The 12,192-nt window shown below is 68.0% G+C and carries 14 protein-coding genes and 1 pseudogene; 7 read left to right on the top strand and 8 right to left on the bottom strand.

What is annotated here, in order from left to right; translation table 11 throughout:
* Positions 1-63 precede the first annotated feature (63 nt).
* The 3 genes from ACWDX6_RS20720 (at position 64) to ACWDX6_RS20710 (ending at position 1,543) form a co-directional block, all read left to right on the top strand.
* Entirely contained in the window at positions 64-495 is a 432-nt protein-coding gene (locus ACWDX6_RS20720; RefSeq protein WP_451486345.1) for a hypothetical protein, read from the top strand.
* 255 nt (positions 496-750) lie between these two features.
* Entirely contained in the window at positions 751-1,278 is a 528-nt protein-coding gene (locus ACWDX6_RS20715) for a DNA/RNA helicase domain-containing protein (protein WP_451486344.1), read from the top strand.
* A gap of 112 nt (positions 1,279-1,390) precedes the next feature.
* Complete coding sequence (locus tag ACWDX6_RS20710; RefSeq protein WP_451486343.1) at positions 1,391-1,543, top strand: hypothetical protein; 153 nt, start codon at positions 1,391-1,393, stop codon at positions 1,541-1,543.
* 115 nt (positions 1,544-1,658) lie between these two features.
* Here ACWDX6_RS20710 and ACWDX6_RS20705 read toward each other — a convergent pair whose 3' ends face one another.
* Positions 1,659-2,273 (bottom strand): hypothetical protein, encoded by a 615-nt coding sequence (locus ACWDX6_RS20705; RefSeq protein WP_451486342.1) that lies wholly within the window; start codon positions 2,271-2,273, stop codon positions 1,659-1,661.
* 96 nt (positions 2,274-2,369) lie between these two features.
* On the opposite strand from ACWDX6_RS20705, the gene ACWDX6_RS20700 reads away from it, so the two are divergent.
* Positions 2,370-3,794, top strand: coding sequence for a hypothetical protein (locus ACWDX6_RS20700; RefSeq protein ID WP_451486341.1), 1,425 nt, complete (start codon positions 2,370-2,372; stop codon positions 3,792-3,794).
* A gap of 354 nt (positions 3,795-4,148) precedes the next feature.
* Here ACWDX6_RS20700 and ACWDX6_RS20695 read toward each other — a convergent pair whose 3' ends face one another.
* Positions 4,149-4,487, bottom strand: a complete 339-nt coding sequence (locus ACWDX6_RS20695; protein ID WP_451486340.1) for a hypothetical protein — start codon at positions 4,485-4,487, stop codon at positions 4,149-4,151.
* Positions 4,488-4,624: 137 nt separating this feature from the next.
* Here ACWDX6_RS20695 and ACWDX6_RS20690 point away from each other — a divergent pair, with 137 nt between their 5' ends.
* Positions 4,625-4,981, top strand: coding sequence for a hypothetical protein (locus ACWDX6_RS20690; RefSeq protein ID WP_403296070.1), 357 nt, complete (start codon positions 4,625-4,627; stop codon positions 4,979-4,981).
* 25 nt (positions 4,982-5,006) lie between these two features.
* Here ACWDX6_RS20690 and ACWDX6_RS20685 read toward each other — a convergent pair whose 3' ends face one another.
* The 3 genes and pseudogenes from ACWDX6_RS20685 to ACWDX6_RS20675 form a co-directional block, all read right to left on the bottom strand.
* Positions 5,007-5,774, bottom strand: a complete 768-nt coding sequence (locus ACWDX6_RS20685) for a hypothetical protein (RefSeq protein ID WP_451486339.1) — start codon at positions 5,772-5,774, stop codon at positions 5,007-5,009.
* On the bottom strand, positions 5,758-6,294 hold the full coding sequence (locus tag ACWDX6_RS20680) for a hypothetical protein (protein ID WP_451486338.1): 537 nt from the start codon (positions 6,292-6,294) through the stop codon (positions 5,758-5,760). Before ACWDX6_RS20680 ends, ACWDX6_RS20685 begins: the two co-directional genes overlap by 17 nt.
* Before the next feature lie 706 nt (positions 6,295-7,000).
* Positions 7,001-7,111: pseudogene (locus ACWDX6_RS20675) on the bottom strand (IS5 family transposase); the annotation flags it as partial.
* 712 nt (positions 7,112-7,823) lie between these two features.
* On the opposite strand from ACWDX6_RS20675, the gene ACWDX6_RS20670 reads away from it, so the two are divergent.
* Entirely contained in the window at positions 7,824-8,474 is a 651-nt protein-coding gene (locus ACWDX6_RS20670) for a DUF3223 domain-containing protein (RefSeq protein WP_451486337.1), read from the top strand.
* Here the strand turns inward: ACWDX6_RS20670 and ACWDX6_RS20665 are convergent, their stop codons facing one another.
* Complete coding sequence (locus tag ACWDX6_RS20665) at positions 8,475-9,152, bottom strand: hypothetical protein (protein ID WP_451486336.1); 678 nt, start codon at positions 9,150-9,152, stop codon at positions 8,475-8,477.
* 418 nt (positions 9,153-9,570) lie between these two features.
* On the opposite strand from ACWDX6_RS20665, the gene ACWDX6_RS20660 reads away from it, so the two are divergent.
* Positions 9,571-10,083: a hypothetical protein gene (locus ACWDX6_RS20660; protein ID WP_451486335.1), complete on the top strand. Its 513-nt coding sequence runs from the start codon at positions 9,571-9,573 to the stop codon at positions 10,081-10,083.
* A gap of 11 nt (positions 10,084-10,094) precedes the next feature.
* Here the strand turns inward: ACWDX6_RS20660 and ACWDX6_RS20655 are convergent, their stop codons facing one another.
* Entirely contained in the window at positions 10,095-10,820 is a 726-nt protein-coding gene (locus ACWDX6_RS20655) for a hypothetical protein (protein WP_451486334.1), read from the bottom strand.
* A gap of 72 nt (positions 10,821-10,892) precedes the next feature.
* On the bottom strand, positions 10,893-12,080 hold the full coding sequence (locus ACWDX6_RS20650) for a hypothetical protein (RefSeq protein WP_451486333.1): 1,188 nt from the start codon (positions 12,078-12,080) through the stop codon (positions 10,893-10,895).
* Positions 12,081-12,192 lie beyond the last annotated feature (112 nt).

The raw sequence follows: 12,192 nt of genomic DNA, 5'->3' as shown, positions 1-12,192 counted from the left end.
CGGACGGGGGAGCGATTCCCCGTCCGGCGGCCCCCGCCATCGTCCCCCTCGGAGTACCCCACCATGCATCCCGTCACCAGTGACAATCTTTACGCGACCCTGCTGCGGCACCTGCCCGAGGTGCTCCCGTACGTCGAGGTCGCGGCCGAGCGGCACGACCTGCGCATCGCCGACGTCTCCCACTGGGAGCAGCTCAACACCCACCCTGGCACCTTGCTGTCCGAGGTACTCGCGTACCCCCTGTTCCTGCCCGCGCTCGCCGAGGACCGGGACAACGACTTCCTCACCCGCTGCTTCACCTTCGTCGAGGCCCTTTTGGACAGCCCGGGCGGATACCTCGAGGACACGGCCTACTACACCTTTATCGAGCCCTGCCTGAAAAGCCGCGAAATGCTGGGCCGGGCCTTGGAGAAGGCCCTTCCCCGAACCCGGCGGGAGCTGTGGGGGCTCATCGAAGGCTGGAACATCATGCCGGACCCCACCTGGCCGCGCTGACTACGGCGGCGGGCGCGATCGTGGCCACAAGCGTGGCCACGATCGCTGAAGGGGCCGCTGTGGCACGGAGTTACTCACGTGACTCCTGCTGCACTGCCCGACCGGCGGAGGCACGGCCAAGACGTATGCCTACGACAGCGCCGACCGTGCTGTCGACGCCGGCTTCACCTACGACGCCTTCGGCCGTACCACGACCGCGCCGGGTCATGGAAACCTCGCCTACTACACGAACGTCCGCCAGGGATTATGCGGCGGGTGCCGGGTGGCCACAGGGTCACGAGCGCGCACCACTTCTGCTGGCCCTGGACCCGCACCCGCCCTCGCAGCGCCACCACCCTCCCCCTCGACATCACCATCGACGTCCCCGGCACCGATCCCGCCGCCCCGGCCCGGACCTGGCACGCGGCCTGGAACGCCGCCGCCGCCCTCACCCACCCCGACGACGGCCGCCCCCTCGCCCCCCACAACCAGCTCTGGGCCAAGACCGGCGGACACCAGCAGATCGGCTGCATCTACACCGCCCAAGGCCTTGAATACCGCGACGCCGGCGTCATCATCGGCCCCGACCTCACCTGGAACAACGACCACTGGGAAGCCCACCCCCACCGCAGTCGCGACGAGACCCTCCGCAAACTGCCCGCCGACCAGTACCTGCGCTACGCGCTGAACATCTACCGCGTCCTGCTCACCCGCGGCACCGACACCACCCGCATCCACTCCACCCACCCCACCACCCAGCGCATGCTCCACACCCTCATCCACCCCACCAGCCCGGCCGGCTGACCAGCACCGCCGCAAAGGGAGCGAACCACAGAAACCCGCACGCACACGGCACGCTCCTGCCTCCTGCTGCGACGTCGGGGGCGTTGTCGAACCTCGCGGCTACCTTGCGTCCATGAACGCAGCAGAATGGCTCGCCGCCAGCTCCGCCGGGGTGGCGGTGCTCGCGGCAGGCTTCAGCTGGCGGCAGGTCAGGCATGCCAATGGCCAGGTGCTGGCGGTACAGATGCCACGAAGCCACCACTTGCCCAAGCCGCCGCCCGATTAGGTAGTCAGGACGCACACCGACCCTGTGCAACGGGCACTCGTCCACCCTCAACGACTCCACCCAACGACCGTACCGTCAGGCAGACCCTCAGCTCACGCCCCTACGCGGACAAGCTCTAGATGTAGTCGAAGTACCGAATCCACCAATCGACTCGTTCCCCCGGGCGGTACGTGGCCAGTGGACTCAGCCCGTCGTACGGCCGGGTGAGTAGGCGCTCTGGGATCGGCACGTAACCCAGGTCCGTCAGGGCACGCTCGACTCTGCGCAAGTCGGTGACGTCGAGCGCGCCTGCCTTCACCGCCTCATCGGTATCGAAGTAGACGCCCGGGTTCTCGGCGGCCACAACTGCCATCGATCCGAAGTTGCTGACGGAGATGACGATCCGCTCCCCGCAGGCCGTGGTCTCCGCCGGCACTTCGACTCGGGCGTGCAGGCTCGCGTCCTGCACCTGGCGATCCGCCGTGCATCGTGTGTCGAAGTCCGCATCCAGCCTGGCCACCAGTTGTTCGAAAAGCGCTCGCGTCGCCGCGTGGTCGTAGCCAGGTGGATGTTCCGTCAGCTCCGGATCATCCAGGCGATGAAGGAGAGCGTTCAGGTCAGCGTCGCTGTATGTCATCCGCCCATGATGGCGAAGCGGCCACATGCGCACGGCTCGCTCGCAGCCATGTGTCGTCAAACCGACGTCGGCCAGCGTGCCGAGGGCGTCGGCGAGCTCCTGGGCAGGGGACACGCCGACACCTCCGTAGTCTCGGGGCGTCTTGTAGGGTGCCGGGGGTCCGGCGGGGGCGGGGGTGGGGTAGCTGTGGTGCTGGAGGATCGGTCCGGGGTGTCTGCATACGAGGAACTGACGCCGAACCAGCGGATGACTAACCGGTTCCACCTTGCCTGTCTTGCGACGCTAATTCCGTACCACCAGCGGCCCGCCGCCCTGGAGGCATGGCTGGACATCGATCCGGCCCTGTTCTTCATGGGGTTGGATCCACCCACCCCCGTCACGGAGGCCGTCCAGCGGCTGGGGGGCACGAGGCTGCGGGCCGCCCTCGCGCACACGGTCGGCAACGTCGGCACCCAGCGAGCCCTGTTCGACCTCGACGTCCGCGAGGTCGATGAGGCGCTGCTGGACAACCGCCAACTGGGGTACGAGACGTTGTGCCTGTTGCGGATACGGGACCCTCTCACCGCCGGGGCCGGCGGTGCGTACCACCAGGACCATCATCGTCGGGCGCTGTTCTCGGGTGATGCGGACCTTGCGGCGGCCGCCCTGCTTGACCAGCGCGGCGAGCACCCGCCGACGGCTCGCGCGACCGCTTGGGAGACCGTGCGTGCTGCGGGCGGGGCGGCCCGGGTGCGGGAACTCGCCGCGCGGTTGCCCGGTCGTGGCGGCCCGGCCGACGCCGATGTTGTCGCGGCCTGCGCGGAGGCCGATCCGGAACCGTTTCTCGACTGCGCGGCCGAGCGCCGGCTCGGCACGGGCGCGCTGTTGCGGCGCCTGCGCGCCGCGCATCGCACGGACCGTCCGCCCTGGGAGGTGCAGCGGGTCATGCGGTCGATCCTCAAGGAGCCGTACCGGATCGACTGGCGGCTGGTCGCGGCGGCCCGGCTCGGCGGTCGGCTGCCGCGTACGGCTTCGGAGGTGCTGCGCTCGCGCCCCGACTGTCCGCCCGAGGTCGCTGTCGTGCTCAGGACTGGCCGGCCGGCCGTCCCTGGTCGCCCGTTGCCGCCTCCCGCCGTCGAGGCGGAGGCACAGCAGCCGTACCGGCGCCCTGAGAGCCACTGGGTGCCCCCGTGGCAGCGGCCCGGCGACACCGGGCCGTTCGGCGAGACCGCAGCCTCGGCCCGCCAGGCGCTGCGGACCATGACCGTCGTCTACGACGCCCACCGGGATCCGCAGGCCCCGCACCTCGGCCACCTCGGCGCGGTTCTCGAGCGTGGGCAGCTCTCGGCGGCGGAGGCGGCCCCCTTGATACGTCCCGCGAGCCTGCTGACGTCGTGGGTGGGGCAGCATTCCGGCTGGGCCGACGTCTCGCGCGCGGCGTGGAGCGGCCGTTCCGCCCTGCACGTGGAGACCGCTGCCGTGCTGGCCCGCTGGAGCGCCGGCGGTGTCCCCGCCCGGTGGTGGGCCGCGTTCGTGCCTCGGCTGTGGCACTTCCCGGGCACGCTGCCCGAGCTGCTCGCCGAAGTGTCGGCCTCGCACGCGGACGAGGATGGGCTCGGCCAGAAGGGGCCGCAGGGAGCTGCTGGGCTCCCATGATGCTGACGTCGGTTCACATCGCTGCACAGCACGGCGGACCGACCCCTCTCTATGCCGCAGGTGACAGGGTGGAGGAGTAGAGACGGTCGTTCTCCGTGAAGCCGGACCTGTCATAGAGGCGTTGGCGGCGGTATGTTCCCGGTCGGGCGGTGCGTCGTCGTCGACGTACAGGAGGACCTCGGTAGCGCCCAGGCCGGTCAGGACATCGAGCGCCGTATCGAGCATGGCGCGCCCGAGCCCCTTTCCTCTGGCGGCAGGTGGCAGTTGCTCGGTGTCGTCCCTGGTCGCGGGGCGTAGGAGACGACTGCTATGACGGCTCCGGGCGCGTCCGCGGCCACCTGCGTCGCCGGGGTTTCAAGGTCGGCCCGCTGTGAGTGATGCGAGCCAGGGGGCGATCTTGTCTCGTGCGTTCCACTGGTCCCACGTGCCGTCCCAGGTGCACATCGCCTGCATGACCTCTTCGAGGAGGTCCCAGTGACGTTGGACAGCCGCGCGGGCGGCGATGCCCTGGAGCCAGATCAGCTCAACTGCTCTGCCAAAGGAGCGGCCTTCGCTGGCATCTGGTGAGAGGAAGGCGTATCCGACGCCCATGTCGCCGCAGCCGAAGTCGACGTCGAGTGGCAGGTCGCGGCTGTCGATCTGGGCGAGGAAGCGCCAGTCGGGGCCGGGCCATTCCTCGCCTTGCAGCCACACCCGGCCGGTTCCTGGTGCTGCCAGGCGGGAGCCTGGGGCAGGATCTCCCCTTCCGCGCCGGCGGAAATCCGGTCGCTGGGGATCATGAGGTACTCGGGGCCGGCACTTGGCCCCTCGGCCACGGGGATCGTGCGGAGTTGGAGGGGAACGCGCCCGCCGGGCTGGACGATGACGGCGTTCTCGCCGCCGTCCGCTTCGTAGGTACCGTCGACCCAGCCTTCTTCGCTACCGGTCATGAACAGGTAGGCAGTGCGGCCCTGGCCGAGATCGAACTGGGCAAGGAACACCACGGCGCGGCCGGTTTGCTTCGACAGCGTCCACTGCGGTTGTCCGCGCCACGCAGGCTGTCCGCCCACCTTGGTGATCCGTTCCTGAACCGGGGTATCCGCCCGCAGGAATCGGCTGAGGCTGCCATGTCTCTCCTCGTCTTGGGGAACGGCCAGGTCAAGAGGTCGTATGGTCAGTTGCCCGGCGCCGGATTGCGTGGGGTGTAGGTCGGAGGCTGGGTGGCCCTTGCCCTCATCCGCGGTGTGACGTCTCGGGCCGACTGCTCCGCGCGTCAGCCGGCGGTCGGCCGACGCGCGGAGCAGTGGCGCTTGTCCGCTGTGATTCAGCAGTAGGCGATGCCCTTGGTGTTTTCGTTCGGAATCGTCGCGGAGATGATGGTTCCCTTGGCTCCCACGGCGCGGAGATGTTCTGCAGCCGCAGGCCAGCGAGCTCGGCACGACGGGCGGCGATGGAGAACCCGAGGAGCAGCATGGCCCGGTCCCGCACACCGAAGATGTCGTCAGAGCACTTCTCCACGATCTGGCGGAGCGCGTCAACCCGCATCGCCGGCGCCTTCCCGCGGCCACGCGTCGGCTCCTCATTCTCCTCGGCCTTCAGCCGGTAGTCCTTCAGCAGCTCGCGCGCCGACTTCGTGTCCCGCTTGTTGATGACGACGCCGTACTCCTGCCGCAGGGTGACAGACACCCCGGCGAGCTTGCGGTCGATGGTGCTGTAGGCGCGCTGCTCGCGGTTCCACAGGTAGGCGACGAACGCCCGCAGCGTGCCCCGGGTGGCGGCAGTGGGAGGGATCTGGAGCTGTTCGCAGAACGCCGTCCAAGTCTTCCAGTCGGACGCGTACGAGTGGGTGGTGTTGTCGGGCCGCTGGTCGGCCGCGTGGTTGTCGGAGGCGGCGTCGAGCTCGGCGAGGCGCTGGCGCAGCTGCTCGTCGAACTCGGCAGGAAGCAGGGGATGTTGGCTGGGCGGGCGGGGAGAGGGGCGGTCATCACTCCAGGCCTTCAAGCCACGCAGGCCTAACCGTCCTGATGCGGTCGGAGCGCCAGAGCAGCACCTGACTGGTGCCGAAGCCGTACCAGCCTTGTCCCCGCTCGCTTCTGAGGCTGGGGAAGGCCCGGGTCCACCAGTCGACGTCGGACCGGTCTTCCTCGCTGAAGTGCCAGGAGACGGAGGTGACGACGGCCGGCTGACCGTTCTTCAGCCAGAAGAGGGGGTGGTGGAACCAGCTTCGGCTGGCGCGGCCGCCTGTGTGGCAGGTGTCCATGGACGGGCAGCGGCGGCTGACCTCCCGGGTGAGCCACAGGAGGCAGCAGCTGGTGCTGCTTGCCCGCAGGCCGTGGCGCTCGGCCCAGGAGACGATGGCCTCCTGCTTGGCCTGCATCTCGGCCACCTCCCGGTCGTAGGCCGGCCGGTCGGTGCGGCGGAGGGCGAGGTTGATGACTCCGGGGGTGTCGTACGGCCAGTTCACCTCACCCCGGCTGGAGCCGAAAACGGCCGCGCCGCGGCGGTCCAGGTCGTCGAGCATGCGGTCTCTCCCCTGCCGATCCTGACTCGCGATATGTGAGCTCATTGTGAACCAGGCGGCCAAGATTCCCCGGACTGCATCCCGCTGAAGGTGGTTCAGGTTTGAACGACTTCTGTGTGAGCGATCCTAAGCTCCGACCCCGTTGACGCCGCCGGGACGATCAAGCGCTCCCCCGGGCCTACGCGCTGACCGAAAGATCGCCCGCAGCGCGAGGATCTGCTCCGGCCGAAGTGGCGGCGCCTCGGCAACCGAACGCTCGATCGCCGCGACTGCTGCCGGGCCCAGCCTTTGCTCAGCCTCCACCATCGAGAACTGCCGTGCTTTCTCCATGTCCGGAGCGTAACGAGGTTGCCAGGCCTCGTGAGCAACCTAGGCCTCCGGTCATCTGTGTGTACGACGAAAAAACCTTCCGCTCAATTCACCAGTAGACCGCCGAGCTGTTCCAGGCGAGACTCGTAGCCCCTCGGAAGGACTCACCCAGACTCACCGAGACTCACGGGCCGGAATCCGCTGTCGTCCGTCGGGGTGGCGGCGAAGCCGTGCCAACCTGAGCTTCGGCAGGGGCTGCTGGCGGAACTCTGGCCGGGAAGGTGCCTTCCCGCCTCGCGGACAACGGCCCGTCGTTCGTCGAGGCGAAGGGGCACATGGTGATCACTAGGAGGCGAGAGGGGAGCACTGTGCTAAGAGGTCGTTTTCGTCCAATGTTTCATCCTGAGATCGGGTGTTCTGTGGTCTTTTTGGGGTCGCGCCAGGAGATGGTGTTCTCGCCGGTGAGGCGGCGGGCCATGAGGTCGGTCATGGCGAGGTGGATCACGGCTCTGATCATGCAGGCAGCGAACACCGGCTCTGACTTGCGAAAAAGCGCGATCCCGTGGGGCGGGAGGGTTCACCGGAACTTCACGCCCGATCCCGTCGTGCGGGCATCTGCGGCGACGTCGCGCCCGTCAGGCGAACACCACCAGACCCATGTAAATGCTGCGCGTCGATCGACTCCTTAGACCCTTTACGCCCCAACAAGCGACAACAACCGACTTCTTCGCACCAGCGGACAGCGACAACGGCTCCTCTGCCCACGGCCAAGGACGCCTGACCCCGCACCACGTCACCGACTCCCTTCACCCCAGACAGAGACCCACCGCCCCCGGCAGCCGCCGGGGGCTTCGTGCTTCCAGGAGGAGATCGCCGTGCCTACCTACGAAGCCACGCCCCGCTTCAACGCCGACCATCGCCGCCGCTTCCGCCAGGCCGTGGCCGCCTTCGTCGACGACCTGCGCTCCGGAACCTTCCGCGCTGGCCTCCGCGAAACGCGCGGGTTCGCGGAATCCGGGACCGGTGTGACGACGAACCCGGCCGCCTGCCCACCGTTAAAGGCGGCTCGGCGAGCAGGTTCCACTAGCCGTTGAGCGCTGGGGTCAGCCAGATGAAGATCCACAAGTGCCGGAATAACCTCTCGGAACAGCTCGTAGAATCCGAATAGACCAGAGCCCAGGTGGGCAGCACTGCCGCACATAGGAAGAGGAGGGGGCACGTTGCCCAAGTTCTGGATCGGACCGCGGGAGTACCCATCGAAGAAAGCCGCGCAGGAAGCCGTCCGCGACGTGCTGTACGGATACAGCGTGGGCAGCATCGTGGACCAAGAGGCGGATCACCTGCTCCTGCTGGACCTGCTCGACCTGCACGCAGAGGCTGACGTCAAGATCGGTGTGGGCGTGGAGGCCTTCGTAATCGCACCACCACTGCAAGGGCCGTACCCGGGGTTCGAAGTAATCCGCACCGACGGTACCCGGATCGACTTCTCCTACCTGGCCTGCTTGAAGCCGCCGAGCTATCGCCAGCAGGTCTCTGCCGCGATGCGCGTTGAAGTCAAGGACGACGTGAGCGCCTACTTCACTTCCCGGGTGGCGGCGAACACCCTGGTCTCGGACGAATCCGGGAGGGAGCTGGACATCACCGGCACCCACGTCAGCTACTACCGAGGCCCGTCGTTCGCGGAACTCGCCGCGGCGTTCACTGAGGAAGTCGGCGGATGTGACGCGATCGAGCTGACCACGTCGAGCGACCCAGGTCGGGGGCAGTTCACCGACCGCTCGCTCGCTGAGCGGTGGCGCAAGTACCACCAGGAGCACGCGGTCCTCGGACTGCTGTCCTCACAGGAGAACCTGCGCCGCCCACGCAGGTGACTAGCTCCGCTGCCTCAGGTAATCCGGGCCCAGGTTGACCTGCCAGTCCTGCACGTTGGTGATCTGATCGAGAAGCAGGTCCAGCGCGGTGCACGCCTCACCCGCCCGGCGTGCGAACTCGGGGACGTCGACGTAGAGAGGGTCAGGGCGGGCCGGCACCGTCGCCCCGCCCTGACCCTTGACCATGCTGTACCGCAGCGCCTGGCCGCTCGGATCCAGGGCATGGACCTCGTCACAGAGCGATGTGACGTCGTCCCGCAGGCGCATCCGGAACATCGGCGCGAGCTGGACGAGATAGCCGGTCAAGACGCTGAGCTGATGAGTCTGAGCGAGCTTCTTACCGACTCTTTCCACAACCTCGGGCGCCTCAGCGCCCGGCGCAACCTCGAACTTGATGCTGTCGACCAAGGCGCGCAACACTACTTTGAGCCCCAGTTCGAGAGCGTGCCGGTAGTTGTACAACACGACCAGCACCAACGAATCGTCCATACGGTTGGCGTACCAGCGTTCGGCCAGAAGGTCGGCAGCCGTACGGAACGCGAACGCAAGCTCCGCATCGGTCTCCAGCTCCGGCGCAGCAGCCCCAGAGGACGAGACAGCAGGCCGCCCGCCAAGGACCGCGTAGTTCTCTGTCCAAGGACTCGGGCACGACCGGGAAAATGCGGCACGATGGGTCACGAGGAACATCTTGAATGCTTGGGCGACGGGATGAGAGCGATTTTTAGTCCAGCTCGCAGGCCGCCCCGTTAGGCCCTCCGTCCTGGTGGCTGCCGCCCACCAGTCCTATAGGCCCGCGACCAGGTCGAACTAGGCGCCGATACGCGCCGCTTCTCCCACAGACGCCAGCGCCAGCCGCACATCGTTCGCGGCCACTACAGCGGCCCGCACGTCAAGCGCGCCCAGTTCGCAGAATCTACGACTCGACAGGGCTCGAACCGTACCGAGTGGCCGGCGCCTCGCGCCAGGAGACGCATGGTTTGGGCCCAACTCGGGTTAGATTACCGGTAGATCAGCTCAGGGTGTCTGGCGCGACTGACGGCTTCTGCGGGCCTTTGTTCCTGTGGCTGCCCGGCTGAAGTCAAGGGGGATCGGCGGCATGAAGTACAAGAGCGAAGCTCAGATCATGAAGGCGCTTGGGATCGAGTCCTGGAGGAACCTCTCAAAAGACAAGATGGTCAGGTTCGCAGCCATGATGCCCAACATGGACACCGAGGTGGCTCTCAAGATCGTTGAGCAGTTCCCCGCGTTCAAGGACTTCGCCAAGGATGCTGTGAGTGCCGTCGAGAGAGCACACGAGTCTACGCTCTCGGCCAACAGCCAAAGTCAGGAGCATGTCCACCGGGCCTGGCAGGAGGTCAGGGACATTCTCAAGGGCGAACTCGGCAAGGACGACCTGATTCGGGAAGAGAAGAGGTTTCTGATCGAGCAAATCCAGGAAACCGCCAGGATGCAATCTCAAAAGGACAGCGAGAACAAGCAGTTCTTGGATGGGGCGCTCAAAAAAGTGCTGGTAGGCGCTACCGCCGCAGTCGCCCTCGGTGTAGCTTTCGTCGGCGGCAGAGTGTTGGCCGAGTCCAAGGACGGTACCGAAAGCTCCCAGGACGCCTGAACTGGGCTCGCTCACCTGGGTGGCTTCGCCGTGCGCTCAGGATGGGCCGCAGTGACGTAGTGCATGGCGGTCTTCTCCGTGATCCCGAAGAGCCTCATCAGCCGGAGGGGGTCCGCTGTTTCTGCTGCTTCGTTGAGAATGCGATCCTGGCGCAGGCGGACCAGAGTGAGGCCTGGCGGCACGTCGACACGGAGCAGGGTCTTCCCCACGGCGGGTTGGTCGGGGTCGAGCGCCGATCTCTGGCTGACGAGCAGGCGGGGGTTGGTCGAGGCGGGCCAGCGGCGGTGTCGGTAGTCAAGCCAGTCGGCGGCGATCTGGTGGGTGAGTTCCTCCAGGTAGAGGGTGTGACGTCGAAGGCCGCGGCGGATGACGAGGGTGCCGCGTGCGAGGTCCAGGTCGCAGGTCAGGATCGTGCGGAGTTCGTGAACGGGCACGGCGTGGACTGTGGCCAGGACGAGGACCAGACGCCCGAGCGGGGTCCTCGTCTGCTGCAAGGCGCTGGCCAGGAGGTCGCTGGGGACGGGCTTCGGGATGCCTGTCGGGCTCCCGACGCGAAGGTGCTGGGCGGGGTCGCGGAAGACCACCCGTTCCCGCTTCAGTGTTCTGAACAAGCTGCGCAGGGCGAGGGCGAGCTGCCTGCGGGCACGTCCGGCATAGCCGTCCACGGCCGCGTCGACGTGCTGCCGGGTGATCTCTCGCAGCGAGAGCACACCTGCCTCCGCCCAAGTGGTGAGCACCGGCTGGAGAGAGGCCAGGTACGGGCGAATCGCGTCGTAGCCGCGGACCTCGCCCTCGTGGCGGCCCCGGCTTCAGAGCACCTTCACCCACTGTCCTACCTCGTCGGCAAGGACCTCTGGCAGCGCGGCCACGGTGGTGTCGATCCATGTCCGATCGACGTCGCGGTGGAGGTCGGGGTCCTGGAGGAGGATGCCCCGGTCGCGCAGGAATTGGCAGACGGTCTTGGCCTTGAGGTCTGGGCCGGTCCGGGCCAGGTCGTGGATGTCCCGCTCCGAGATGGCCGCTTGGGCGCCACACCAGTAGAGGATGATGCTCAAGGTGCGGATATTGCTGTTGTGACTGGGTGACTGCCGCTCGTGCAGAACCCGGCTGAAGTCCTCGACCAGTCGTGCGGCCGTCCCGGTCAGCATCAGTTCGGCCGTGTTCCGGCCTTGGAGGCGCGGCAGCAGCCGCGTCCAGTCGCGTCGGATGGCGAACAGCTGCTCCTGCCCGGCCGCGGTATGCGCCGGTGCGGGTGGCAGGTCCGCGTGGGACGGTTCGTCGGCCGGGATCGGCGGGGGCGGTCCGGATCCGCCGATGGGCACGTCGATCAGCAGTTGTGTGTACTGGCTGGTGGTGGGCTGGGTGTCGTCGAGGAGACGGTATGGGCGGCAGCCGCGGCAGCGTCCCTTCCGCAGCGGGAGTTCCTGCCGGTGGCAGCGTGCGCAGGTGCCCCGCACCAGCTTCTCGCGCCAGTGCCGACAGGGAGCGCAGCGGGAACCGTATTGGCCAGAGGTCATCCACGCCTGGCAGTCCGCACACGACCGCGGCGACCGGCACCGGGGCACCCGGCCGGCCACGGTCCGGGGTGGGCGCCGGACTGCTGGCGACAGTCGCAGGGGTTCCGGCTCGGAGGCCAGCAGCCCGGCCCGCTGGAGAACGAGGCGGGTGGTGGTCCGGCCAGCGGGCAGGTCCCGCAGGAGCACCTCGGGCATGAGCCGGGTGCCTTCGGCTGCGCGGACCGCCAGCGCGAGTCGCAGCAGCGCTGCCTTGCGGTAGCGGTTCCCGCGGCTCAGCCCCTGTTCGGCGGCGATCTCCTCCAGGATCGTCTGGGCTTTCTCCCACCCGGACACCGGTCGGCCTGCGACTGCCCGGACCGTGTCCGCGGTCAGAGTCCTGGGGATCGTGAACAGCGGGATCTGCCCCCACACGCCCGGCTCGAGCACCGCAGGCGGCTGCTCGGCGCCCGCGCGCTGCTGCCTGAGTCTGAGGTTCCACACCTCGCTGGTCCGCGGGCCGGCGCCGCCGGCCCGGCTCAGCTGGCGGGCTGAGTCCGCGCGGTCGTGATAGACGCCGACCGTCAGCTGGAGATCACGCGGCGGTGCCCCCTCG

The sequence above is a fragment of the Streptomyces sp. NPDC003027 genome, from assembly GCF_053591435.1.
The sequence above is the reverse complement of the archived record's forward strand: the minus strand, read 5'-3'. Positions and strand labels throughout refer to the sequence as shown.

Coding starts and splice junctions, on each gene's coding strand:
- ACWDX6_RS20720 (WP_451486345.1), top strand. CDS start 64: ATGCATCCCGTCACCAGTGACAATCTTTACGCGACCCTGCTGCGGCAC.
- ACWDX6_RS20710 (WP_451486343.1), top strand. CDS start 1,391: ATGAACGCAGCAGAATGGCTCGCCGCCAGCTCCGCCGGGGTGGCGGTG.
- ACWDX6_RS20680 (WP_451486338.1), bottom strand. CDS start 6,294: ATGCTCGACGACCTGGACCGCCGCGGCGCGGCCGTTTTCGGCTCCAGC.
- ACWDX6_RS20660 (WP_451486335.1), top strand. CDS start 9,571: ATGAAGTACAAGAGCGAAGCTCAGATCATGAAGGCGCTTGGGATCGAG.